A 24,058-nucleotide genomic window follows, 5' to 3' on the forward strand; every position below is an offset into this window, starting at 1 on the left:
CTTTATTTACCAAATTTAATCTTTCCTTTTGGATAGATAGCGCTATCGCCCAGCTGTTCTTCAATTCTGAGCAGCTGGTTGTATTTGGCAATACGGTCGGTGCGGCTTGCAGAACCGGTTTTAATCTGTCCGCAGTTCAACGCTACAGCCAGGTCTGCAATAGTTGTATCTTCAGTTTCACCGCTTCTGTGGCTCATAATCGTGTTATAGCCATTATGCTGCGCAAGTGTTACTGCATTAATAGTTTCGGTAATGGTACCAATTTGGTTTACCTTCACCAGCAGGGCATTGGCAATGTCTTTATCGATACCTTTCTGTAAACGCTCTACATTGGTTACAAATAGGTCATCTCCTACTAGCTGGCACTTGCTTCCAATTGCCTCAGTAAGCATTTTCCATCCCTTCCAGTCATCTTCGGCCATACCGTCTTCAATACTTACAATTGGATAATTCTTCACCCAGTTTTCCCAGTATTTTACCAGCTCTTCACTGCTCATCTCCTTACCGGAGCTTTTGTGAAATACATATTTTTTCTTTTTATTATTCCACAATTCGCTGTTGGCAGCATCCATAGCAATGGCAATTTGGGTGCCGGGTTTGTAACCTGCAGCTACTATGGCTTCCAGTACAGTTTCGATAGCTTCTTCATTGCTCTGAATATTGGGAGCGAACCCGCCTTCGTCACCTACGTTAGTGCTGTAACCTCTTTTTTTCAGCACTGACTTCAAAGCATGGAAAATTTCTACACCCCAGCGCAAGCCTTCGCTAAAAGTAGGCGCGCCAATAGGCATAATCATAAATTCCTGAAAATCGATTTTATTATCAGCATGTGCCCCTCCATTGAGGATGTTCATCATGGGAACGGGCAGTGTTTTTGCGTTAGTACCGCCGATATAACGGTATAAAGGCAATCCTGCTTCTTCAGCTGCGGCTTTGGCCACGGCCATACTCACCGCTAAAAGTGCGTTAGCACCTAATTTGCCCTTATTAGAAGTGCCGTCCAAGTCAATCATCAGTTTATCGATACCTGTTTGGTCGGCTACATCATAGCCCAACAATGCCGGGGCAATGACATTATTTACATTTTTAACAGCCTTCAAGGTTCCTTTACCAAGGTACTTTTTCTTATCGCCGTCGCGTAATTCTACTGCTTCATGCACGCCGGTACTGGCTCCACTGGGAACCGCCGCTCTTCCTACGGCACCTTCATCAGTTATAACATCCACTTCAACGGTAGGATTACCACGGCTATCTAATATCTGTCTTGCAAAAACTTCTGAAATGTAACTCATGAAATTCTGTTTAAAATGTATTAATTCAAATTTGAGGCGCAATTTAAATAATCATTAGCGTATCTAATACACTATTCGCCAAAAAAAGAAAATAACAGATGTGGAAAAACCCACTACGAATATATCCTCATTCTATTTTATAAACTCTTCATACAGAATATTTATCGCTTTTTTGAGCAAGGTTGTGGTATCGCCATCCGATGTAAACACACATCCGTTAGTAATTACCACAAAGCCAAACTGCTTCTTAGGATCGAAAAACATTGTGCTGTACAACCCATAAGCAGAACCGGTATGTCCCGTCAACTCCAAACCCGGGATCAAATTTTTATTTTTGGTCAATGCCAGCCCATATCCATTATCAGGGGCCACCGGCGTTTGCATCAGCCTTGCATACTTCTTAGGAATAATACGCACCTTACCTGATTTGCCGTAATTCATATGCATAATCATGTAACGGGCCAAATCGCCGGCCGAAATCTTCATTCCGCCTGTTGGCGAAAATATGGGAGTACTATATCCCATCTTATAATTACGGATTTCCTCCCGCCTAGGTGCATAAGCGCCTTCTGATGGAGTAAATGTTTGCTTGCCTCTATCGTATTCGTATAAAGTAACAAACAAATCACTATTTAAACTATCCACACAATACCCCCCATACAGCTTTAATGGCTCCAAGATATGACGCCTGATATACTCATCGAACCGCTCGCCCGAAACACGCTCAATAATAGTACCGACTATGTTAAAATTGAGATTACAGTATTGATATTTTGTCCCCGGCTTATAGTCATTATAGCATTTTTCCCAATTGGCAGATACTGCCGGATTTATAGAATCCAACGTAAAATACCCCCTACTGTCGTTGAGGCTGGAACGATGCGACAATAGCATTCTAAGCGTAATAGGCACATCAGGATATTTAGGATTACGCACCTTAAAACCTATAAGATCGCTCACATCATCATCCAAAGAAAGCTTTTTCTTTGCCAGCAATTGCATAATAGCTGTAGCTGAAAAAGATTTAGAAATAGAAGCTATTCGAAATATATCCTTTGGAGAAAGAAGCGTTTGACTTTCCAGATGCTTATATCCGAACGATTTTTCATAAATGATTTTACCGTTTTTTACTACTACAGCTGCCAATCCTACAGCCTTATGCTGCTCCATTAAAGATTGCAGCTTGGGCTCTACTTGCTGTGCCCGACCGGAAGATAAAAAGCATAAAAAAAGTAGAATAGATAATGTATAGGCGAATAATCTGCGGAGCATTTTTTAGCTGTAAATTAACTCGAAATCTTCAAAGAAAAAAGCAAGGCTTGCGGCCTTGCTTTTTATATATTAGATATTCTCATAAAGATAAATGGGATCGATACTATCAAAATCAGGCTTGATAGAAATGATTTCCTTTAGCAATCCATCTCCAAGACCATATACCCACCCATGAATGTATGGGGCTTTTCGTTCTTTCCATGCCTTTTGAATGATAGATGTTTTACAAAGCTTTTCTGCTTGCTCTTTAACATTCAACTCTACCAACCTGTCGGCACGGGCATTAATATCCGCAATGGCATCCAACTCCGTCCGATTATTGCGATATACATCTTTAATCACACGCAGCCACATATTCAGGACTTGATTATAGTCATCATTACTCATGGCGGCTTTTACCCCTCCGCAACCATAATGTCCGCAAACAATAACATGTTTTACTTTTAAGTGCTCTACTGCGTATTCCAGCACACTAAGCAGGTTTACATCGGTATGAATAACCAGATTGGCGATATTGCGGTGCACAAATATTTCCCCCGGTTGGGTACCCGTTACTTCATTAGCAGGAACTCTACTATCGCTACAACCAATCCATAAGAATTGAGGTTTTTGCTGCTTAGCCAGCTTCTTAAAATAACCAGGATTTTCTTTTAATTTCTGTGTAGCCCACTCTTTATTTAATCTTAATAATTCCTGATAAGATTTCATGTTTTATCGTTTTTTTAATGAAACGAGACACGTAGCATTGTTCCGTAACAGCATCACTTATTCTCCTCCAGACTCTATGCTGCTCGCTTCAAGGTTTACAAATATGAATGTTTTTATGCTTGTTATAAAAATTAATTCTAACGTTTATAGTTTCCCGACTGAATAACAGCTTCAATAACTTCCTCATAATTTCTACGCAAATGACCATCTTCATTGTTATTTGCAAGAATTTTATAAGAGAAGCCGTGATCAACAAATGCACTGATATGTAATTCCACTCTAATATTCTTTAAATGCGCATGAAGGATGAAATCTTCTATCGTTTCCACCACATCACGATCAATATAATCTGCACGACGAGCATCAATAATAACGATAGCATTTTCGGGAACCTCTTCCAGTTTATGCTTAATAATAGCCTTATTCAAGAAAGATACATCCTTACGCAGTCTAAAGAGGTAACGTTTGTCGTCGTTTACCACAAATACCGCTTTTCTAAAATTAGACCGAAACGCAAAGAACAATCCCACTATAATGCCTATTATTACTCCTTTTAGCAAATCCGTCACCAAAATGGCCACAATGGTAATCACAAAAGGGAGGAATACATCCATTCCTTTTTTATAGAATGCCTTGAATAAAGATGGTTTTGCTAGCTTATATCCCGTATAAATAAGGATGGCGGCTAGGGCGGCTTTAGGAATCAAGTTCAGTATAGTGGGAATAAATGCTACGGATAAAAGCAGAAAGATGCCATGGTAAATGGTAGACATCTTGGTCTTAGCTCCAGCCAGTACATTGGCAGAAGAGCGCACAATCACACTTGTTACTGGAATACCTCCAAGCAATCCCGACACTACATTACCAATGCCCTGCGCTTTCAGTTCCCGATTGGTAGGTGTTACACGCTGATAAGGATCCAGATCATCTACTGCTTCTATACTCAATAAGCTCTCCAAACTTGCCACTAAGGCAATTGTTACAGCAAGGCCCCATACATCTTTATGGGTAATAAAGCTCCAATCCGGTGTGGTAAAGAAAGACCAGAATTCACTGGAGCTTGAAGCCACAGGAATACGCACCAAATGATCGTCACTTAAAGGTGTAACTATCTGCAATGTGCCAAACAACGCATTGAGCCCTACCCCTATGAAAACAATGATTAACGGAGTAGGAAATAACTTGATGAAGCCTTTTTTATAGGCTACCCAGCCTTCCCACAGAAAATAAAAAGCAAGACATATGCCGCCTATAATAACGGCTGCAGCATTGATATTCCCGAAAGCTTTGAAGAAATTGACAAAGATATTTCCCTTATCGGGATTAGGGGTATTCTCATCAATCTCTAAAGAAGCGGAATCGCCCAACAGATGCGGAAACTGATTTAGGATAAGAATAAGTCCTATCGCAGCCAGCATGCCCTTAATCACGCTGTTGGGAACATAATCACCTATAATACCGGCTTTAAAAAAGCCCAACAAAATCTGTATCATCCCGGACAGCACCACCACTACCAGAAATGCTTCAAAAGATGCCAAGGAAGTAATAGCCGAGGCTACGATAGCTGTAAGCCCTGCTGCAGGCCCACTCACACTTAAATGCGATTTACTGAAAATACCAACCACTACACCTCCACATACCCCTGCAATAATACCACTAAACAAAGGTGCATTTGAAGCCAAAGCAACGCCTAAACATAAAGGCAATGCCACAAGGAACACCACTATAGATGCAGGTAAATCGCTCGATAAAGCACTAAAATAATCTTTGGTTTTAGTTTGTTTTGTCATAAAATAACTTTATCAAATGAGCCTTTAATAATTTTCTACACATATCTCCAATGAGCTATTCTGCACGACGATGCATGCTTACAATAGCCACTTACATATGAGCTAAGGTGAAAAATGGTACAGGCTTTAAACAGATAACCCTTCCGAACCACAATAGGCCGGACCATACACTTCTATACAATCCTTAAGGATAAAGACTATTATGACAAAAAATTGGGTGGGGGACAATGCAACTCGCCATGATATGCCATATAAATAGCTTCATGAGTATGTTCGTAAGAGCCGTTTATCAATGAAATGAGAGTTGGTGAATGATGGTGATGATCATGTACATACTCCTCACTTAAGTTTAAATTGCTGGGAGTTTTTTCTTCTGTGGTGTTAGAATAAGGACCGTCATTTACTTCACTATGGGTTAAGCTTTGCTTTAACTCTTTTATGGTGTTATAGGCAACTGGTAATCCGATAGTGAGCAACATTAATAAACCTGACAGAAATAATGCCGATATGTACTGATATATCTTTTTCAAAGAGTAGCAAATATAAACGAAAATCCCCTTTTCTTAAAAGGGGATTTTAAATCATTACAATTTCTTAACTATTCGAAATTCAAATCTTCCGAATCGGTGGGTAGCCGATCATACTCGCCTTTCAAAGCATACCATCCAAAAATCATCAATCCTACTGATATCGGCACAAATATGAAAATAATAATTACCCATACAATGGGATTATTGATATCCTTAGTGCCTGCAGGATCGATATTTTCAATAGCTCCTGCAATAAGAAAATATATTACAACTGGCCCCAACAATAGCCAAAGCACTCCCAGTATTCTTTTTATAGCATTCATGGCAATGAAATTTAATTTTAAGTAATAGTGATTTAATCATTCACGTTTTCATCAATCCCATTGTTGAGATAGAAAGCTCCTATAATGAAGCAAAGTGCAGCTACACCTATCGGATACCAAAGTCCCACCAGCGGATCTGCTGTAAAGTTCGTTTGTAACAATACACCGATAAAAGGCACCAAACCGCCAAACACACCGTTACCTATATGATAGGGCAACGACATTGAAGTATAGCGAATCCGCACGGGGAATAGTTCAACTAAGAAGGCTGCAATGGGACCATATACCATGGTCACATAAAAAATCAACAAAAACACTAATCCCACATATTTCCAGTATAAATTATCCGGAAGCACCTTTTCCTTATACATGGTTTGGCCGGTAGCAACTGCACCGGTAGCTACATTTACGACATCGGTACGTTCTTTTACATAACCTCCCCCTGAGGCTAGTTTTATTTCCTGTCGATATGTTATGGTTTCATCACCGTTAGCCTGTGCACTCTTTACTACAGTTTCCGGAGCTTCATGAGCAATAGTTTGCTCCCACTTTGTAACATCAGCATTCTTTAAAAAATAACCGAAAATAGGACGATAGGTAAGTATCGCAATAACCATTCCTGCCAGCATGATCCATTTACGACCTATCTTATCGCTGAGCCATCCCCAGAAAATAAAGAACGGGGTAGCAAATAAAATGGCCCACAACATAATCGTACGACTTTGCTCAAAATTGAGCAGCACTTTTGTTTCCAAAAAACTCTGTACATAGAACTGACCGGTATACCAAATCACTCCCTGCCCCATTACAGCCCCGAACAGTGCCAATAACACCATTTTGAAATTAGCCTTATGGCTGAAACTTTCTTTAAGTGGATTCGTAGCGGTTTTACCTTCGGATTTCAGTTTGGAGAATAAGGGCGACTCCTGCATCTTCATCCGTATATAAATGGACACTCCAACCAGCAAAATGGAGAACCAGAAAGGATAGCGCCATCCTCCCCACTCTGCATTAAATGCTGCATCATCCATACTATATTTCACCAGCATGATCACCCCTAACGCCAGAAACAATCCTAACGTAGCCGTGGTCTGTATCCAGCTGGTAAAAAATCCACGCCTGCCTAAGGGGGCATGTTCTGCTACATAGGTAGCCGCGCCACCGTATTCGCCCCCTAACGCCAATCCCTGTATTAAACGTAATAATAGCACCAGCAAAGGAGCTGCAATACCAATGGTTTTATATCCGGGCACGAGTCCTATGAGAAACGTGGAACCGCCCATCAAAACAAGTGTTAATAAAAACGTAGACTTTCTTCCTAAAATATCGCCTAGCCGGCCAAACACCAATGCGCCGAAAGGTCGTACAATGAAACCGGCAGCAAAAATGGCCAGCGTACTTAGCAGCGCTGCAGTAGCATTTCCTTCGGGAAAAAACTCGGTGGAGATAGTTTTAGCCAGCATTCCAAAAATGTAGAAATCGTACCATTCGATCATGGTTCCCAGCGAAGAAGCCGCTATAACCTTGGTAATTACGCGCGTTTCGTTAGTCGTTTTTTTCATATACAATCGTTATTCGTTTTAATGATATACCAACCGGTAATCCTATCTTATCGGGTTCTATACCCCTTTTTCCTATGGCAATAAATCCGACCTATTGCGAAACAATAAGGCCGTCCTTCATGTATAAAACGCGGTCACTAAGCCTGGCAAGCTCTTCATTATGCGTTACAATCAGGAATGTTTGGTGGAATCTGTCGCGCAGATCAAACACCAGATCATGAAGTTCTTTGGCATTGGTAGTATCCAGATTTCCGGTAGGTTCGTCTGCCAATACCACAGCGGGCTTGTTAATCAGGGCTCTTGCAACAGCTACCCGCTGTTGTTCGCCTCCACTCAATTCGGCTGGCTTATTTTGCAGCCTGTGCGATACGCCCAAAATTTCGAGTAGTTCCAGGGCTTCCTGTTGCACTTCTTTTTTCTTTCGGCCTGCAATCCAACCCGGGATACACACATTCTCTAGTGCCGTAAATTCAGGCAGCAGATGATGAAACTGAAACACAAAGCCTATATTCCGGTTACGAAAAGCCGCCAATTTTTGAGGAGATAAAGCCCGAACATCCACCCCATTCATGGTCACTGTGCCGCTATCGGCCTTATCCAATGTACCCAAGATGTGCAACAAGGTACTTTTTCCGCTTCCTGAAGGCCCCACGATGGATACCACCTCACCACGCTCAATATCAATGCTTACGCCCCTTAAAACCTGTATATTTCCATATGCCTTATGAATATCCTTTCCGTGTATCATTAGAAGCGGTTCAATAAATTTGCGAACAGGATTTCAAATGTAAAATTTACTGCTCAAATTCTGATAAAATATTTAAAATCTCTTTAAAAGCAGTTTGGTATATCAATGAAGACGATTACTTTTGCAAAAAATTTTCGCACTTCCGTGCAACCGTTGGTTACAAATTAGCGTTAAAGATAGAAAATTGAATTAATTATGTTTTGGACACTAGAATTAGCTTCTTATCTGGAAGATGCACCCTGGCCAGCTACCAAGGACGAGCTGATCGATTATGCCATCCGCAGCGGAGCTCCGTTGGAAGTTGTGGAAAATTTGCAGGAGCTTGAGGATGAAGGCGAAGTCTACGAGACCATCGAAGACATTTGGCCTGATTATCCTACGCAAGAAGATTTTCTCTTTAACGAAGACGAATACTAAGACTAAATCTAGTTTTAATAAAAAGAGTATTGTTTAAGCCGCTTAGTAAGTGGCTTTTTCTGTTTAATCAATCATTTCAGCCAATTCTTCAATAAATTTCTGGGCATAGTATCGCGGATGGCTCCAATTATGCCCTAATCGCACAATTATCAATTTTTTTTGGGGATTTACGTACAGGAACTGCCCAAGCATACCCTGAGCGAAAATCCCCTTTAAATTTTTATTTGCATTATAATATACCTTTCCGTTTCGAATCGTTTCTGTATAATACCAGTCCGGATTGGTTTGGATGAATTCTAAAGCTTCTTCTGCTGCCTGAAATCGTTTTATAGTTCGACTACTCCACCAGTGGTTTTTATATCCTTGATAAATACGCATGGTATCTGCGTTTAAAATCGTCTGCACCCATTGAGGTGATAATAATTGAGCACCTTCCCAATTCCCATTTCTCAAATACAATCTACCGATTTTAGCATAGTCTTTAAGGGTGGCGTTCAAACAACAGAAAGCTCGTACCGTTCCCTTAGCATCGATATGCCAGGTAGCATCGCTCTCCATACCCAACGGCAACCATAATTTTTCATATAAATAATCTTGTAATTTTTGCCCTGTGGCCGCTTCGATTACCGATGCTAAAATCTGGGTATTGACACTTTTGTAAATAAACTTACCGGGCAATGTATCCAAGATTGGCTTTTGCAGTCGATTGGAGACGTTACGAGTAAATCCCAACCGAATAACGTCGCTAAATGGGCTGTCGTAGGTCTCACTACTCTTCACACCTGTGCGCATATCCAGTACGTGTTGCACGGTAACATATTGCCAGCGGGAATCGCTCTTTAATAACCAAGGTAAATATTCCGTTACCGGATCGGCAAACGACTTAATCTTACCCTCCTGATGCGCTATTTGTGCTAACGTACTTACAAAAGATTTGACAACAGAGAAGGATGGCAAAATAGCAGCACTATCAATCGGCGCAAAATACTTCTCATAAAGTATACTATCGTCCTGTATGACTAGAAAAGCATAAGTACTACTATTTTGAAGATTGGAATCGAGATAGGATGTTAATGCACTATAATCACGCTGAGCATATTCGAAATGAAAAGGCCGGGTGCTTTTTTTGATGGTAGTAACCCTGAATTTATCCAGGTCTTTATATTCAAACTTACGGAAGCGGTATGCCCTGACAGCATAGCAAGAAGAAAAAAGAATAGTTATAAAAAGAAAATAAACAATCCTTTTCATAAAAAGTTGAATGCATTCTTATAACTCAAAAATTTTCTTCATGAGCCCCCATTTTTCACCGGGGTTTGCAAAGGGTAATGCCTGCTGATATTTCCACATCAGCGCTTCCCATTCCTGTACTTTAGAATTTGCAGCATCCATGGCTTGTTTCTTTTCGAATGAAAAAGTTTCATCTACCTCCATAATCATAAACAAACGATTGGCTACTCTGTAGATTTCCATGTTACGAATACCTGCATCCTGAATACTTTTTTTAATTTCAGGCCATACGTTTTGATGATGTCGATCGTACTCCTCAATCAACGTAGCATCATTTTTTAAATCAACAGTAAGACAATATCGCATTTGCTCATTAGTTTTCAAATAACCCCTCCTGCTCGTAGCCCTTATCTATAGCCAGATTGTTACCATCGGCTGCAGTGGTTGCCAACTCATCGCAACGATTATTGTACGGATTATCGGCATGTCCTTTTACCCACTCGAAACGAATTTTAAACTTTTGGGCTAAAGCATGATACTGCATCCATAGGTCTTTGTTCTTTTTACCGCCTTTAAAATTGGTTTTTATCCAATTTTCTAACCATCCTTTGGAGATAGCATTAACCACGTATTGACTATCTGAATAAATCACTACAGGGATATCATATCGATTCAGTGCTTTAAGTCCTTCAATTACTGCCATAAGCTCCATGCGGTTGTTGGTAGTCTTTCTAAAGCCTGCGGATAATTCCTTTTTATGATTCTTATACATCAGCACTACGCCATATCCGCCCGGGCCAGGGTTACCACGCGCTGCACCATCAGTATATATAACAATTTCATCTTTCACCATAGCAAATATAGGCGAGCTGCAAAATAATGCTTCGAATTATTAATACAGATCTGTTAAAAATTAAGGCCTATTTTGAATTAAGACAAAATTCATTTATATTTGTGACAAATGGCATACAATGAAAAAAAGCCCTAAAAAATATACGCCTGAAGTACGCGAGAAACGCGTCGCCCACACTAATCCACCCTATCCTACCCCTACCTCAAAGCCTTCGCTAGAGGTATTGGTGAAAAACTTTACATACAAGGATTTTAAGAAAATTCTTGACAAGGGCCCCTTTACCATCGGCGAATGGGCAGATATGCTTTTTATCAGTGAGCGCACCCTGCACCGATACGCAAAAGACAACAGCAGTTTTAACGGCTTACAAATTGAGCGTATCCTATTATTGGAGCAACTGATTGATACCGGTAATGAGCTGTTCGGAAAAGAAGGCTTTAAAACATGGCTGCAAAGCGCTCCCTTTTCACTGGATAGCGACAGGGTTAAAGACAAGCTCACCACACACAACGGCATACAGGATGTAATTGATCTTTTAGGCAGAATTCAACACGGTATACCTGCATAATGAACATTTACAGAATAGCACGAGAAGAATACGCAGAAGACATTTCCGGATACGGAGCATTTCTTTATGGAGGCCGCTGGAACGGCAAGGGGCAGTACGCATTGTACTGCACTGAGCACATCTCACTAGCTGTGTTGGAGATTGTAGTCAATTATAATCGAACGTTGACGCCAATGCGTCCCAAATACCACCTGATCGAAATACAAATTCCGGAAAATACCATCACGGAAATTGATCATAAAGTTCTTAAAAAAGATTGGACACAAGATCTCGATTACACCCAGTATATAGGCGATCAGTTTTTACTTTCACAAGCAGCACTAGCATTAAAAGTACCTTCGGCCGTTATTCCGGAAGAACATAACTATCTTATCAACCCTCAGCATAAGGATTTTAAGAAGCTGAAAATAGTTACCAACAAAGCATACGGACTAGACGAACGACTTTTCTAGAATTATTCCACATCAACATACCTACTTCGTATTACTCCAGTAGCATGTATACTTCAGTCCGTGCTGTCCTATTCTGTACAAGGCGGGATATGCGAAGGACTATATGCATTTTACCTATAAGCTTGTTGTAAAATTTTCTTTCGGTTTTTTTTTGTTTATTTAATTTCGAAGTTTAAAAATTAATGTAGGTTTGGCCAATGAATCTGGAGGATGGAAAAATATCGCTAGCAGAACAGTTTGAAAACATCATCGCTTCCGGTAATAAGTCCGAAATAAAGGCATTTTTGGACGATCAGAACATCAGCGATGTAGTGGAACTAGTATATGAGTACCCCGAGTACGCTACACAGATCATTGCCAATATGTCGATGCACCGTGCGGTGAATGTGTTCAAACTGCTGGAGACCACCGAACAGAAGAACATTATTCAACAACTAGCCCCCAGCTATACAGCGGCGCTTCTAAACGAACTCCCTGCCGACGACCGTACGGACTTTCTGGAAGAGTTACCGGCCAATGCTGTACGGGAGCTCATCAAGCTTCTAGATCCGGAAGAGCGTAAAGTTACCCTCTCACTACTGGGCTATCCTGAGAACAGTATCGGGCGCTTGATGAACCCCGATTATGTATATGTCTACCCTCATAATACGGTGGAAGAAGTATTCGATACCATCCGTAAATATGGCAAGAATAGCGAAGCCATCAACGTGATTTATGTTATCAACCAAGCAGGCGAACTGCTAGACGATATTCGTATCGGTGAATTTATTTTAAGCGATCCCGGCACCAAGGTTTCCGAGCTGATGGACGAAAGAGTGATTTCGCTTAAGGCATACGACGATCAAGAGTCCGCAAGCGAAATCTTTAAGATGAACAACCGGGTGGCACTTCCTGTAGTTAGCGAAAGTAATAAACTATTGGGTATCGTTACGATTGACGATATCCTTTGGGTGGCCACCGAAGAGTATAGTGAAGACATGCAAAAGATGGGGGGTACTCAGGCATTCGGCGAACCTTATTTGGATATTCCTTTGTTCCAGCTTTTTAAAAAACGTATTCTGTGGCTGGTAGTATTATTCTTGGGAGAAATGCTTACAGCTACCGCTATGGCTTTTTTTGAAGACGAGATTGCGCGTGCTGTTGTGCTTACTTTATTTATTCCTCTCATCATCAGTAGCGGTGGGAATAGTGGTTCACAGGCTTCCACATTGATTATTCAAGCTATGGCAGTAGGCGAAGTTACCACGCGCGATTGGTGGCGTGTGATGCGTAGAGAAATCGTATCGGGACTGTTATTAGGAACCGTTCTGGGTATTATCGGATTTTTGAGAATTTTCATTTATCATTCTATTGCGCCCCACCTATATGGAGAACATTGGCTACTATTAGCACTAACGATTGGTTTCACATTAATTGGAGTAGTATTGTGGGGAACCTTGTCGGGGAGTATGCTGCCTTTATTATTGAAAAAATTAGGCGCCGACCCTGCCGTAAGCTCTGCACCTTTTGTGGCTACACTGGTGGATGTAACAGGATTGGTAATTTATTTCACTATAGCTTATTTGCTATTGAATGGCACCATGCTGTAAGCATGCCCACTGCTGCAGTTTTGTACAACGATATGGTCCTTTTTTACTGCCTACACCCATTACTTGCATTTTGCCAATACACCCCCTCTAACATCCTGTATCTAAAAAAATTATAAGAATAGAACTGTATAGAATGTGCAATCGATTGCACAAGAAAATGAAAAGCCTTATTTTCGTCCCTAAAAAACATCATATGTGTGGAATTGTTGGTTACACAGGACATAGACAAGCATATCCAATAGTTATAAAAGGATTAAAGAGATTAGAATATAGAGGATACGACAGTGCAGGCGTAGCACTTCAACAAGACAACAAGATCACCATCTATAAAAAGAAAGGTAAAGTAAGCGACCTTGAAGATGCCATAGGCACCAGTAATATATCTGGCACCACAGGTATCGGGCATACACGCTGGGCGACACACGGAGAACCTAGCGATCGCAATGCTCATCCACACTATTCTGCCAGTGGAAAAATCGCCATGATTCATAATGGGATTATTGAAAACTACGCCCAATTAAAAACCGAACTGGAAAAGAAAGGTTATAGTTTTAAAAGCGATACCGACACCGAAGTGCTTTTAAACTTTATCGAAGAAATCAAAACACACAATAATTGCTCGCTTGAAGAAGCCATTCGCATTGCCCTAAAACGCGTAACGGGGGCATATGTAATTCTGGTAATTGATGATGAAAATCCCGATACGATTATTGCCGCTCGAAAAGGTAGTCCTCTCGTTATCGGAGTAGGCAAGAACGAGCATTTTCTGGGTTCCGATGCCTCACCTATGCTCGAGTACACTAAGGAAGTTGTATATGTCAACGATTACGAGCTGGCGATCGTAAAACCCGATGAACTCATACTGAAAAACCTCGGCAATGAAAAAATTACGCCTTATGTACAAAAGCTGGATATGGAGTTGGCCGACATTGAAAAAGGCGGTTATGATCACTTCATGCTGAAGGAAATTTTCGAACAGCCCACTTCTATTTACGACTGTTTGCGCGGACGCTTGGATGCCAATGCAGGTAGCATCACGCTCTCTGGTATTGAGCAACATGCTGACAAAATCATCAATGCCAACAGAATTATCATTATCGCCTGTGGCACCAGCTGGCATGCTGGTCTCACTGCGGAATACATTATCGAAGAGCTTTGTCGCATTAATGTAGAAGTAGAGTACGCATCAGAGTTCCGCTACCGAAACCCCATTATTAACGAAGGAGATGTTATACTGGCTATCAGCCAGAGTGGTGAAACAGCCGATACACTTGTTGCAATTGAGAACGCCAAATCTAAAGGGGCCACCATATTAGGCGTGGTAAATGTAGTAGGCTCTTCCATTGCCAGAGCATCACATGCAGGAGTTTACACCCATGCGGGACCGGAAATCGGAGTAGCCTCTACCAAAGCCTTTACAGCACAGCTTACGGTACTTACCATGATTGCTTTAAAGCTCGCCTATGTGAAAGGCACTTTATCCATGCATCGCTACCGCGAATTATTGAAAGAACTGGATTCGGTACCGGAAAAAGTTGCCTGGATTCTGAATCATCAAGAAAGTATTAAACGAATTGCTGAAAAATATAAAGACGCTCATAGTTTCCTTTATTTGGGACGCGGATACAACTTCCCTATTGCATTGGAAGGTGCACTAAAGCTGAAAGAAATTTCTTACATCCATGCCGAAGGCTATCCTGCTGCTGAAATGAAACACGGTCCCATTGCGCTCGTAGATGAAAACCTGCCCGTCGTATTTGTAGCTACCAAAGACACTTATCATGAAAAGATTCTCAGTAATATGCAGGAAATAAAGGCACGAAAAGGTAAACTGATAGCTGTTGTTACCGAAGGTGATGAGGTAGCTTCTAAACTTTGCGACGATGTATTGGTAGTGCCCGAAGCTGATGAAATTATTGCACCATTATTGAATGTAATACCACTGCAACTTTTATCCTATTACATCGGAGTGGCAAAAGGCTATGATGTGGACAAACCGCGAAATCTGGCTAAAAGCGTAACTGTTGAATAAGTAATGCGGATTCGGCATAACACATCATCAACCAACAATATGCCGTAAACAGCATCGTTGCAAGCTACAACGTATTAAAACACCAGTATCAGAAACCATATGAACCATATCATTAAGCATAGAGCAGAGCAACTGGGATATAACTTTATACCTAAAGCATTTCTACCGGAAGGAAAAGATGAGTACTACTTAAGGTTTCAGCAAAATCCCGCCAACGATTACCGACCTTTAACGCCGGAAGAAATCAAAATTCTTAAAGCCAACGGTAATCACTCTAACAACTGGAATGATATATTGGTAAGAGATGGCATTGATATAACTCTCATCGGAGCCTGTACTTTCTATGGGCTTGTACGCATTGGCAAATTAGAACCCTATTTTCTGGAGTTTAGTGAAGTGCGATTCCCTGTAGGCCTGTATCACAGTATGATTGTAAGTTGCGATATAGGCAATAATGTGTCCATCAGCAATGTAAATTTCTTAAGCCGTTATATTATAGAGGATGATGTAATCATTGCCAACGTTAATGAAATGAGTTGTACCTCACACAGCAAATTCGGCAACGGCATTATTAAAGAAGGCGAAAAAGAAAATGTGCGCATATGGCTAGAGCTATGTAATGAAAACGGGGGCAGAAAAGTGATGCCCTTTGATGGCATGCTGGCAGGCGATGCATGGTTGTGGACCAAATATCGTGGCGACAAGCAATTGATGAACGCCTTTAAAACTTTCACAGAGTCGCGCTTTGACAACCTCCATGGATATTATGGTGTAGTGGGTCAGAGAACGGTGATCAAAAACTGCCGCATCATTAAAGATGTAAAAATAGGTAGCGATGCTTATATTAAAGGAGCGAACAAGCTTAAAAACCTCACCATCAACTCCAGCCCAGATGCCCAATCGCAGATAGGCGAAGGATGCGAAATGGTAAACGGAATAATGGGAGTAGGTTGCCGCGTTTTCTATGGTGTAAAGGCCGTTCGTTTTATTCTAGCGCCCTTCTCCCAATTAAAGTACGGTGCGCGTTTGATTAACTCCTATTTGGGAGAGAACGCTACTGTATCCTGCTGCGAGGTTTTAAACTCCCTGATATTTCCTGCACATGAACAACATCACAACAATTCTTTCCTGTGTGCAGCTTTGTTAATGGGGCAAAGCAATATGGCCGCCGGAGCTACGATTGGTTCCAATCATAATTCGCGCGGCGCCGATGGTGAAATACAAGCAGGAAGAGGTTTCTGGCCGGGACTCTGTGTTAGCCTGAAACACAATTCCAAGTTTGCCACATTTACAATGATTGCAAAAGGCAACTATCCTGCCGAACTCAATATTCCCTTCCCCTTTTCTTTGGTGAGCAATGAAGAACATACCAACAGTTTGGTAATTATGCCGGCTTATTGGTTCCTGTATAACATGTACGCCATATTGAGGAATGAAAGCAAGTTCGCCGCACGCGATAAACGCATCAATAAACAACAATTATTGGAGTTTAATGCACTAGCGCCTGATAGTGTGAACGAGATTCTTGAAGCTATTGAACTACTCAAAAAGTTTACGGGAAAAGCTTTTTATAAAGCTCATAAGATGATAGGAAGCGATGTGGATTATATTAGCAAAGGCGAATACCTGCTCGAACAGAATGATCCGGTAATAGCTAAACTTACTATTCTAGGCTCCGATATAGAAAATTCAAAAAGACCGGTACGCATCATCAAAGTACAAGAAGCGTATAATGCTTATAAAAAAATGCTCCAATACTATGCGGGCAAAGAAATCATCCAGTACATTACTCAAAACAATATTACTTCAGTAACAGAACTCACAGCGCACATTCCTATAGAAACTGAAAACAATAAGTGGATGAATGTTGGTGGGCAGTTGATTCAACAAAAAGCTCTCGACCAACTGCTGAGTAACATCAGAGAAGGCAAAATAAACTCTTGGGATGCAGTACACCATTTCTACGAAGAGCAGGCAAAGTTATATCCATCACAAAAACTTGCTCATGCCGTATCAGTACTCTTAAAAGTGTACGAGGTAGACCGCCAGACACTGTATAATGCTACATTTTTGAAAAATGTTTTTGCAGATGTTTTAGAGATCAAAGAATGGATTACACAGGGAATTTATCAGTCCAAAGAAAAAGACTTCAAAAACAAATTCAAAAACATGGTATATGATACCCCTGAAGAAAGAGAAAGCGTACTGGGCACTTTAAGCACTAATGAGTTTGTAGTACAACAACAGGAAGAAATGAAAGCTTTTAGAAATACGATAGAGGAGCTGATAAGAAATTTTAAATAAATAATTATTGCCTCACCTTAAAAGACCAGGTGAAAGTAAAAGTAGCAACATTGTTGCCTTCTTCATCTGTACCTATGGAAATAGCTGTAAATAGTTGCGGTTCCCCTGTTCGAATCGCTTCATCTATTTTACTTTTCATAGGCAATCCGTCTGTACAAATAAAGGTGGTAACACTGCTTGCTTTTTTATGATATGTTGCATCCATCTTCACGATCAACATCGAAACGGAAGGCTGTCTTTTATACACGTTGGCCATAGCTAATGCACCCGTGCTCAATTCCGCTGCCATAGCCAAGCAAGCAAAATAAGTAGACCTAAAAGGATTTTGAGAAAACCATGTATAAGGCACTACTACCCTACATTCCTTTTCATCCATATACTTTATCCGAACACCGCTAAAATAGGCTGCAGGTAATTTGCGCAACAAAAACCATTTAAACTTAGCTGAGTTAGCTAGCTTGATAAAAGTGTTTTCCACAGTATTGATTTTCCTATAAAGTTAAACGAGATGAGATATTCCACGATTGCAAAGCCTGTTATATTTATAAACATTTTTTATATTCGTTTTTAAGAAATGCCGTGAACCGCACTATCCAAGTGTCAAGGAACACGTGATCATTTTGAAAAACTTTAATGTTTTTTAATCATTGTAAACGAACCTCGTTTTAAAAGAGCCAATAAGCAATCATTACTAATCCCAATAATGCAATTCAGCCTTAATGATATAACCTGTCGCTGCCCTATTGAGGCAGTTACGATTAGGGAGCATAAATACTAAAGCTTCTTGTATGATTCAGAAAAGAAAAATAGTACTCTTAGGAGCTGTTTTGAAGCTTTGCCTAGGGCCCAATATCATTTACCTTTTATCCCAGAAAAAAATTCTATGGGGCTTTCCCTTTGTTTACTTAAATAAAAATGAGCCGGAGCCCATCGAGGTATTTAGCTATGGTGTACTCCCCGGTAATATTATGCTTAACCTCGCTGTGGCTACAGCACTATTTTTAGTGCTTAATAAACTTATAAAAAGAATAAAATGGCTCGATAATTTAAAATGGTTCAACAATAACGTAAGTAAACACCCCTCTAAAAATACCTAGCTGCCCCACACCCCGCTTTGATACCACTACGTATTCCTTAAATAGTAAAGACCACTATTTATACCAACCTTATTTCCTAATTTTACCCCCATAACTGCTATACGAATACGGAAAATATTGTTAAAAACGCTTGTAATCAATCGCAGCAGCGTAGAATCAATACAAATCCGTATATTCATTTTCCAGAGAGGACGTATCTTTGCGTAATTTTTAAAGTTTTATTACACAGAAAGAATGCTTTATACTTTAGCAATTAATTGGTCTAATGTGGGTATACAGGTAGCACAATTGCTTCTATCCTTATCCCTATTGGTTTTACTGCACGAGTTTGGTCATTATATTACGGCTAGATGGTTTGGTTGTAGGGTGGAGAAATTTTATCTCTTCTTCGACCCGTGGTTTTCGTTGTTTAAGAAAAAAGTGGGCGAAACCGAGTACGGTATCGGATGGTTACCGCTAGGTGGTTATGTAAAAATCAGCGGTATGATCGATGAGAGCATGGACAAGGAACAACTGAAACAACCTCCGAAGCCCTATGAATTCAGAACCAAACCGGCTTGGCAACGTCTGATTATTATGTTAGGCGGTATTATTATGAATGTGCTGGTAGCATTTGTAGTATATGCCATGATTTTGTTTGTGTGGGGCGAGAAAAAAGTACCTATGAGCTCTTTAAAATACGGTATTGCCGTTACTGACAGTCTGATGAGTGAAATAGGTCTGAAATCTGGCGATAAAATTCTTTCTGTAAATGGAGAACCGATCGAATATTTCGACGATCTGGCAGCAAAAATACTCATCGGCAGTAAGCAAATAGAAGTAGAGCGCGACGGACAACGTCTTACTATCGATGTGCCCGTAAATCTGATCGGTAAATTGGTAGAAAGTCGCCGTAAGAAAGCATATATGTTTACGGAACGGGTACCCGCCTATGTGGGAGATTACAACCCGAAATTTAAAATGGATACACTGGGTGGCTATAAGGCAGGTCTCAGAAAAATGGATCTGATTACAGCCATTGATTCTATTCCCGTACAGTTTTATGATGAGCTGTCTCCCATCCTGTCTGCTAAGAAAAACAGCACCGTTACCCTCTCGGTTTTAAGAGAAGGCCAGCCTCTTACACTTACTGCACAGGTAAATGAGGATGGCAAAATTGGTATCCCATTATTGACGGATGAAGAATATCAGCAACTAGGTGCGTATAGTGTAGAAAAACGTGAGTACGGGTTTTTAGCAGCCTTCCCGGCTGGTGTAAGAAAAGCAGGAGAAAAATTAAAAGCTTATATCGATCAGTTTGCACTGATCCTGAATCCTAAAACTGAGGCTTACAAAGGTGTAGGCGGTTTCAAGGCCATGGGATCCATCTTCCCTACTTACTGGAGCTGGGAAGCCTTCTGGAATATTACTGCCTTTTTATCCATTGTGTTGGCATTCATGAATTTACTCCCCATTCCGGCACTGGATGGAGGCCACGTGATGTTTACCCTTTACGAAATCGTCAGTGGCAGAAAACCCAGCGATAAGTTCTTGGAGTATGCCCAAATGGTGGGAATGGTACTATTGCTAGCACTGATGTTATATGCCAACGGTAACGACTGGTTTGGCTGGGGAAAATAGCTGTAATACATTTTAGCATAGTTTAAATCGGAGATACAATAAGTATCATGTATCTTTGCAGCCGCTTTATGTAGAAGCAAATGGTTTTGTAAATGGGGGCGTTTGGTTTTGACAGCATAGGTCTTTGAAAGTGTAAGCATGCCGGGCGTTGGGTAATTAGCCCGTAAATCTGAATACCCGAACTATAAATGGCAACACTCAGTATGCCATGGCTGCCTAATCAGTGATTAGAAAGCCATTTGGGCCGCGTTGAGCAGGTTGTTCTGCTACCAAGCTCCGCCGCCGACTCATCAAAACAAATGCAGAATGCTGCTGTACTAGGCTGTGCGTACAGCAAAAGACTCATACAGCTAAGCTTTGAATTGGTTTGTTCCTTTCCTGTTCAGAGCCGACAAATAATAAGGAAATAAGCATGTAGAAAGCTTTTGGAGAATATGTTTGGACACCGGTTCGATTCCGGTCGCCTCCACTTCCATTCGAATGATAAGCCTCAAATCATCCACTTCAAATACTAGAAACTCTTCTCCATATCCTTAAAATAAGGATACCCCTACTTCATGTTGAATGATGAATTTTGCACACTATTGGAAGTGACATAAAGTGAAACGCCTTGAAAGATGATATAAGGATAAAGTGCTACAAGGAATACTCGGGTACAGAAGCTGAGCTTATAACATTTACGCCTTCACCTTCTTCACCTCTTCGCTTACAAATTCCTCTATCAAATCAAACAAATTACTTTTCCTGTCCACACATTCGCGCTCAAACTTATCGGTAAGGTCTACAGCCAACTGATACAGGTCATCTGTAGCGCTCCTATTCAGCATTTCCTCGAATGCTTTGGACTGTTTACCTTCTTCCAAATCACGCAGATAACACAGTGCTTCTACCACTTCAAAGTGCGTTTTCTGCCAGGATTCAAAACCATTAGGAAAAACATGTTCAGGCATTATCGTTAGATTTAAATGGTACTCTTATAAAGTTATAAAAAAATTCAATACCTAGCAATAACAAGTTCCGTTGCTATCCCCTTAGGTTATAAAGGAAATTTTCCCACACGTTAATATTTCCTTTCAGAGATACAAACAGTACGGTAAATACAATCCCATAGACGGCTCCCCATAAATGTGCACCGTGATTGATATTGCCCCCACCCTGCTTATTTAGATAAGCTGAAATAATCATATACAGCAAACCGAATAACCAGCCTGGAATTCCCGGCAAAAAGAAAAAACTGATGGGCAAACGAGGATATAGTACAATACAGGAAAAAATCACAGCCGACACTGCGCCAGAAGCGCCCAAACTGCGGAAATAATAATTGTCCCGGTGCTTAAAATAATCCGGCATGCTGGATACAATGAGCCCGCCTACATATAGCATGAGGTAATATACCCCCGCCTCCCTTCCAAAAATCTGTGGCGAAGCAAAAAACTGTCGTTCCAATATTACCCCAAAACTGTATAGTGCCAACATGTTAAACGCCAAGTGCATAAAATCGGCATGAATCAGTCCGCAGGTTATAAAGCGATAATATTGGTTGCGCTGAGCAATAGCAGGGCCGTAGAATATCAGATTATCAATAATCTTGGAATTATTGAATCCCATCAAAGATACCACTACGGTAAGTACCACAATAACAAGCGTAATAGTAATATCCATCCGGTAAAAATAAAAGATTCATGTAAAATAAAAAACCACCCGGAGCTTAAAAGTTGCTTATCCTTCCCTACCCTCCTGTTGACGAGCATATAAACGAGCATAAAACCCGTCGGGTATACGCATCAACTCCTCATGAGTACCTTGCTCCACAATAGCGCCTTCGTCCAGCACAATAATTCGGTCAAACTGTAGCAGGGAGAATACCCGATGCGTAATGATAATCGCAGTTTTATCCTCCAGGTATGGATTGAGGCGCGACATAATCTCTTTCTCGGTCTTAGCATCCACAGCGCTCAGACAGTCATCAAAAATCACAATCGCCGTGTCTTTAATAATGGCTCGGGCTATAGATATACGTTGCTTCTGCCCGCCGCTTAAGGTTACACCCCGCTCGCCAATCATGGTATCATACCCATTTGCAAAGCCTTCGATTTCCTTCTCCAGTCCTGCAATTTTCGCAGCCTCCCTAACCGCCTCCTTCGACGCATGCGGAATGCCAAAACGAATATTATTTTCTACCGTATCGCTGAACAGAAATACATCCTGTGGCACATAGCTGATCTGATTGCGAAGCGATGCCAGACGAATCTGTTCAATAGGAATGCTGTCAAATTGAATACTGCCTTCCTGCGCATTATACATACGCAGTAAAAGCTGTGCTACTGTAGTTTTTCCACTACCGGTACGTCCGGTAATAGCCACCTTTTCCCCTTTTTTAATATGTAAATCGAAATTCTTTAATGCCACAATTCCCGTATCGGGATAAGTGAATGTAACGTTATTGAAATCGATATTTCCCTCCAGTTTTACATCCTTAGCATCGGGGCTATCTTGTATTTCGGGCTGAATATCCAGAAATTCATTCAGACGCTTTTGGGAGGCCGCCGCTCTTTGTACCATACTCGCCGTAAGACCTATAGCACTTACAGGAAAGGTCAGCATATTCACATACACCACAAACTCTACTATGGTACCTAAACTGATATTGTGCTCATTATTGATGTAATAAAGTCCACCAATCATTATGGTCAGTAAAGTACTGATGCCGATGAGCAAATTGATAGAAGGGAAATACACTGCCTCCGTCTTAGCTAGGCTAATGGCGTTCTTACGATAAGTCTCAGCATTTATTCTGAAAAACTCAAACATATTTTTCTCCTGCACAAAAGATTTAATAACCCTTATACCAGAATAAGATTCTTGTGCATTAGTAGTAAGATCCGACAAAGCCTCCTGTATACGTTCGCTTTTTTTGTGAATGGTATTATTGACAAAATAGATAATGATAGCCAACAAAGGCAATGGTATCAGCACATAGAAAGTGAGCTCCTTGCTGCTTTGCAGCATAAAGAATACGCTCAATGCAATCACCGACACCAAATTTACAATATACATGATGGCCGGTCCCGTAAAAATACGTACGCGGCTTACATCCTCCGCGATACGATTCATCAGGTCGCCCACTCGGTGCTGCTTGAAAAAGGAAGTGTCCAACTGCTGGTATTTGGCATATACCTCATTCTTCTGGTCATACTCGATATGGCGGCTCATTACAATGATGGTCTGCCGCATCAGAAACATAAAAAAGCTACGCAAAAGCGCTAAGCCCAATATCACCAAACTGCCTACCACCACTACCTGGGCCACAGTACGCTCTTGGTCAATCCACCGAATCACCTTCTGTACCAGAACATCGTATTCTCCCGCATTTTCCACAAAATCATGCTTAGTTAGGGATAACGCCTTATCAACATAGTTGATAATAAAACGCATCAATTGCGGAGAAAGTACACTGAAATAGTTGGACAGCACCACAAACAGGATACCGGCACTCAACCTCAGCCTATACTTCCAGAAATATTTCCCCAAAACGCTTAAATGCCTCATACATGCAAGGTAGCTGTTATAAGTGAAAATTTAAGGCCTATTCATCTGATCACAGAATATCCACTTTTAAGGCCACATCGGTCAAAACTAAAAACTTATTTGCTATCTTTTCGGTATAAATC

23 protein-coding genes and 1 other RNA gene are annotated in these 24,058 nt (G+C 40.9%); 9 read left to right on the top strand and 15 right to left on the bottom strand.

The features are described 5' to 3' along the window. Window positions 1-2: 2 nt before the first annotated feature. The 8 genes from eno to V2H41_RS05775 form a co-directional block, all read right to left on the bottom strand. Complete coding sequence (gene eno, locus V2H41_RS05740; RefSeq protein ID WP_330974181.1) at window positions 3-1,292, bottom strand: phosphopyruvate hydratase; 1,290 nt, start codon at window positions 1,290-1,292, stop codon at window positions 3-5. A gap of 132 nt (window positions 1,293-1,424) precedes the next feature. Further along, complete coding sequence (locus V2H41_RS05745; protein ID WP_330974182.1) at window positions 1,425-2,564, bottom strand: serine hydrolase domain-containing protein; 1,140 nt, start codon at window positions 2,562-2,564, stop codon at window positions 1,425-1,427. A 69-nt stretch (window positions 2,565-2,633) separates the two neighbouring features. Next, on the bottom strand, window positions 2,634-3,272 hold the full coding sequence (locus V2H41_RS05750) for a carbonic anhydrase (RefSeq protein ID WP_330974183.1): 639 nt from the start codon (window positions 3,270-3,272) through the stop codon (window positions 2,634-2,636). 137 nt (window positions 3,273-3,409) lie between these two features. Beyond that, complete coding sequence (locus tag V2H41_RS05755; protein ID WP_330974184.1) at window positions 3,410-5,062, bottom strand: SulP family inorganic anion transporter; 1,653 nt, start codon at window positions 5,060-5,062, stop codon at window positions 3,410-3,412. Between the two features lie 200 nt (window positions 5,063-5,262). Beyond that, window positions 5,263-5,592 carry a hypothetical protein gene (locus V2H41_RS05760; RefSeq protein ID WP_330974185.1) on the bottom strand — a complete coding sequence of 110 codons (330 nt, stop codon included), beginning with the start codon at window positions 5,590-5,592 and terminating at the stop codon, window positions 5,263-5,265. Between the two features lie 68 nt (window positions 5,593-5,660). Further along, on the bottom strand, window positions 5,661-5,915 hold the full coding sequence (locus tag V2H41_RS05765) for a DUF6814 family protein (protein ID WP_330974186.1): 255 nt from the start codon (window positions 5,913-5,915) through the stop codon (window positions 5,661-5,663). A 32-nt stretch (window positions 5,916-5,947) separates the two neighbouring features. Further along, window positions 5,948-7,477 (bottom strand): MFS transporter, encoded by a 1,530-nt coding sequence (locus V2H41_RS05770; RefSeq protein ID WP_330974187.1) that lies wholly within the window; start codon window positions 7,475-7,477, stop codon window positions 5,948-5,950. Window positions 7,478-7,568: 91 nt separating this feature from the next. Continuing rightward, window positions 7,569-8,225, bottom strand: coding sequence for an ABC transporter ATP-binding protein (locus V2H41_RS05775; RefSeq protein WP_330974188.1), 657 nt, complete (start codon window positions 8,223-8,225; stop codon window positions 7,569-7,571). 195 nt (window positions 8,226-8,420) lie between these two features. On the opposite strand from V2H41_RS05775, the gene V2H41_RS05780 reads away from it, so the two are divergent. Beyond that, complete coding sequence (locus tag V2H41_RS05780) at window positions 8,421-8,642, top strand: DUF2795 domain-containing protein (RefSeq protein ID WP_330974189.1); 222 nt, start codon at window positions 8,421-8,423, stop codon at window positions 8,640-8,642. A 63-nt stretch (window positions 8,643-8,705) separates the two neighbouring features. On the opposite strand, the gene V2H41_RS05785 is transcribed toward V2H41_RS05780, so the two are convergent. From V2H41_RS05785 to rnhA, 3 genes are read right to left on the bottom strand one after another with little or no spacing between them, the layout of a single operon-like run. Continuing rightward, entirely contained in the window at window positions 8,706-9,893 is a 1,188-nt protein-coding gene (locus V2H41_RS05785; protein WP_330974190.1) for a serine hydrolase domain-containing protein, read from the bottom strand. 18 nt (window positions 9,894-9,911) lie between these two features. Continuing rightward, window positions 9,912-10,238 carry an L-rhamnose mutarotase gene (locus V2H41_RS05790; protein WP_330974191.1) on the bottom strand — a complete coding sequence of 109 codons (327 nt, stop codon included), beginning with the start codon at window positions 10,236-10,238 and terminating at the stop codon, window positions 9,912-9,914. A 7-nt stretch (window positions 10,239-10,245) separates the two neighbouring features. Continuing rightward, the gene (gene rnhA / locus V2H41_RS05795; RefSeq protein WP_330974192.1) at window positions 10,246-10,725 is read right to left on the bottom strand and encodes a ribonuclease HI; all 480 of its coding nucleotides are present in this window, start codon (window positions 10,723-10,725) and stop codon (window positions 10,246-10,248) included. A gap of 118 nt (window positions 10,726-10,843) precedes the next feature. Between rnhA and V2H41_RS05800 the strand changes: the two genes are divergently transcribed. The 5 genes from V2H41_RS05800 (at window position 10,844) to V2H41_RS05820 (ending at window position 17,670) form a co-directional block, all read left to right on the top strand. Continuing rightward, window positions 10,844-11,293 (top strand): hypothetical protein, encoded by a 450-nt coding sequence (locus V2H41_RS05800; RefSeq protein WP_330974193.1) that lies wholly within the window; start codon window positions 10,844-10,846, stop codon window positions 11,291-11,293. After that, window positions 11,293-11,745, top strand: a complete 453-nt coding sequence (locus tag V2H41_RS05805) for an RES family NAD+ phosphorylase (protein ID WP_330974194.1) — start codon at window positions 11,293-11,295, stop codon at window positions 11,743-11,745. Before V2H41_RS05800 ends, V2H41_RS05805 begins: the two co-directional genes overlap by 1 nt. A gap of 197 nt (window positions 11,746-11,942) precedes the next feature. Beyond that, window positions 11,943-13,334, top strand: coding sequence for a magnesium transporter (gene mgtE / locus V2H41_RS05810; RefSeq protein WP_330974195.1), 1,392 nt, complete (start codon window positions 11,943-11,945; stop codon window positions 13,332-13,334). 193 nt (window positions 13,335-13,527) lie between these two features. Next, the gene (gene glmS / locus V2H41_RS05815; protein WP_330974196.1) at window positions 13,528-15,366 is read left to right on the top strand and encodes a glutamine--fructose-6-phosphate transaminase (isomerizing); all 1,839 of its coding nucleotides are present in this window, start codon (window positions 13,528-13,530) and stop codon (window positions 15,364-15,366) included. A gap of 99 nt (window positions 15,367-15,465) precedes the next feature. After that, the gene (locus V2H41_RS05820; protein WP_330974197.1) at window positions 15,466-17,670 is read left to right on the top strand and encodes a DUF4954 family protein; all 2,205 of its coding nucleotides are present in this window, start codon (window positions 15,466-15,468) and stop codon (window positions 17,668-17,670) included. Between the two features lie 4 nt (window positions 17,671-17,674). On the opposite strand, the gene V2H41_RS05825 is transcribed toward V2H41_RS05820, so the two are convergent. Continuing rightward, window positions 17,675-18,148, bottom strand: a complete 474-nt coding sequence (locus V2H41_RS05825) for a DUF4442 domain-containing protein (protein ID WP_330974198.1) — start codon at window positions 18,146-18,148, stop codon at window positions 17,675-17,677. A gap of 310 nt (window positions 18,149-18,458) precedes the next feature. Between V2H41_RS05825 and V2H41_RS05830 the strand changes: the two genes are divergently transcribed. The 3 genes from V2H41_RS05830 (at window position 18,459) to ssrA (ending at window position 20,859) form a co-directional block, all read left to right on the top strand. Next, window positions 18,459-18,767: a hypothetical protein gene (locus V2H41_RS05830; protein WP_330974199.1), complete on the top strand. Its 309-nt coding sequence runs from the start codon at window positions 18,459-18,461 to the stop codon at window positions 18,765-18,767. A 234-nt stretch (window positions 18,768-19,001) separates the two neighbouring features. Further along, window positions 19,002-20,387 (top strand): RIP metalloprotease RseP, encoded by a 1,386-nt coding sequence (rseP, locus tag V2H41_RS05835; protein WP_330974200.1) that lies wholly within the window; start codon window positions 19,002-19,004, stop codon window positions 20,385-20,387. Window positions 20,388-20,481: 94 nt separating this feature from the next. Beyond that, window positions 20,482-20,859, top strand: a transfer-messenger RNA (tmRNA) gene (ssrA, locus tag V2H41_RS05840). Between the two features lie 205 nt (window positions 20,860-21,064). On the opposite strand, the gene V2H41_RS05845 is transcribed toward ssrA, so the two are convergent. The 3 genes from V2H41_RS05845 to V2H41_RS05855 all read right to left on the bottom strand — a co-directional run bounded on the left by V2H41_RS05845 (window position 21,065) and on the right by V2H41_RS05855 (window position 23,936). Next, window positions 21,065-21,337 (bottom strand): hypothetical protein, encoded by a 273-nt coding sequence (locus V2H41_RS05845; RefSeq protein WP_330974201.1) that lies wholly within the window; start codon window positions 21,335-21,337, stop codon window positions 21,065-21,067. 73 nt (window positions 21,338-21,410) lie between these two features. Continuing rightward, the gene (locus tag V2H41_RS05850) at window positions 21,411-22,049 is read right to left on the bottom strand and encodes a rhomboid family intramembrane serine protease (RefSeq protein WP_330974202.1); all 639 of its coding nucleotides are present in this window, start codon (window positions 22,047-22,049) and stop codon (window positions 21,411-21,413) included. 57 nt (window positions 22,050-22,106) lie between these two features. Then, window positions 22,107-23,936 carry an ABC transporter ATP-binding protein gene (locus V2H41_RS05855; protein WP_330974203.1) on the bottom strand — a complete coding sequence of 610 codons (1,830 nt, stop codon included), beginning with the start codon at window positions 23,934-23,936 and terminating at the stop codon, window positions 22,107-22,109. Window positions 23,937-24,058 lie beyond the last annotated feature (122 nt).

The organism is Niabella digestorum, from assembly GCF_036409055.1.
GTDB lineage: Bacteria > Bacteroidota > Bacteroidia > Chitinophagales > Chitinophagaceae > Niabella > Niabella composti.

What these genes read in the sequence shown, in the direction of transcription:
- V2H41_RS05765 (WP_330974186.1), bottom strand. Translation starts at nt 5,915, where the DNA reads ATGAATGCTATAAAAAGAATACTGGGAGTGCTTTGGCTATTGTTGGGG.
- rseP (WP_330974200.1), top strand. Translation starts at nt 19,002, where the DNA reads ATGCTTTATACTTTAGCAATTAATTGGTCTAATGTGGGTATACAGGTA.
- V2H41_RS05785 (WP_330974190.1), bottom strand. Translation starts at nt 9,893, where the DNA reads ATGAAAAGGATTGTTTATTTTCTTTTTATAACTATTCTTTTTTCTTCT.
- V2H41_RS05790 (WP_330974191.1), bottom strand. Translation starts at nt 10,238, where the DNA reads ATGCGATATTGTCTTACTGTTGATTTAAAAAATGATGCTACGTTGATT.
- V2H41_RS05830 (WP_330974199.1), top strand. Translation starts at nt 18,459, where the DNA reads ATGATTCAGAAAAGAAAAATAGTACTCTTAGGAGCTGTTTTGAAGCTT.
- V2H41_RS05780 (WP_330974189.1), top strand. Translation starts at nt 8,421, where the DNA reads ATGTTTTGGACACTAGAATTAGCTTCTTATCTGGAAGATGCACCCTGG.
- V2H41_RS05800 (WP_330974193.1), top strand. Translation starts at nt 10,844, where the DNA reads ATGAAAAAAAGCCCTAAAAAATATACGCCTGAAGTACGCGAGAAACGC.
- V2H41_RS05745 (WP_330974182.1), bottom strand. Translation starts at nt 2,564, where the DNA reads ATGCTCCGCAGATTATTCGCCTATACATTATCTATTCTACTTTTTTTA.
- mgtE (WP_330974195.1), top strand. Translation starts at nt 11,943, where the DNA reads ATGAATCTGGAGGATGGAAAAATATCGCTAGCAGAACAGTTTGAAAAC.
- V2H41_RS05805 (WP_330974194.1), top strand. Translation starts at nt 11,293, where the DNA reads ATGAACATTTACAGAATAGCACGAGAAGAATACGCAGAAGACATTTCC.
- rnhA (WP_330974192.1), bottom strand. Translation starts at nt 10,725, where the DNA reads ATGGTGAAAGATGAAATTGTTATATATACTGATGGTGCAGCGCGTGGT.
- glmS (WP_330974196.1), top strand. Translation starts at nt 13,528, where the DNA reads ATGTGTGGAATTGTTGGTTACACAGGACATAGACAAGCATATCCAATA.
- V2H41_RS05820 (WP_330974197.1), top strand. Translation starts at nt 15,466, where the DNA reads ATGAACCATATCATTAAGCATAGAGCAGAGCAACTGGGATATAACTTT.
- V2H41_RS05850 (WP_330974202.1), bottom strand. Translation starts at nt 22,049, where the DNA reads ATGGATATTACTATTACGCTTGTTATTGTGGTACTTACCGTAGTGGTA.
- V2H41_RS05755 (WP_330974184.1), bottom strand. Translation starts at nt 5,062, where the DNA reads ATGACAAAACAAACTAAAACCAAAGATTATTTTAGTGCTTTATCGAGC.
- V2H41_RS05845 (WP_330974201.1), bottom strand. Translation starts at nt 21,337, where the DNA reads ATGCCTGAACATGTTTTTCCTAATGGTTTTGAATCCTGGCAGAAAACG.
- V2H41_RS05855 (WP_330974203.1), bottom strand. Translation starts at nt 23,936, where the DNA reads ATGAGGCATTTAAGCGTTTTGGGGAAATATTTCTGGAAGTATAGGCTG.
- V2H41_RS05770 (WP_330974187.1), bottom strand. Translation starts at nt 7,477, where the DNA reads ATGAAAAAAACGACTAACGAAACGCGCGTAATTACCAAGGTTATAGCG.
- eno (WP_330974181.1), bottom strand. Translation starts at nt 1,292, where the DNA reads ATGAGTTACATTTCAGAAGTTTTTGCAAGACAGATATTAGATAGCCGT.
- V2H41_RS05750 (WP_330974183.1), bottom strand. Translation starts at nt 3,272, where the DNA reads ATGAAATCTTATCAGGAATTATTAAGATTAAATAAAGAGTGGGCTACA.
- V2H41_RS05775 (WP_330974188.1), bottom strand. Translation starts at nt 8,225, where the DNA reads ATGATACACGGAAAGGATATTCATAAGGCATATGGAAATATACAGGTT.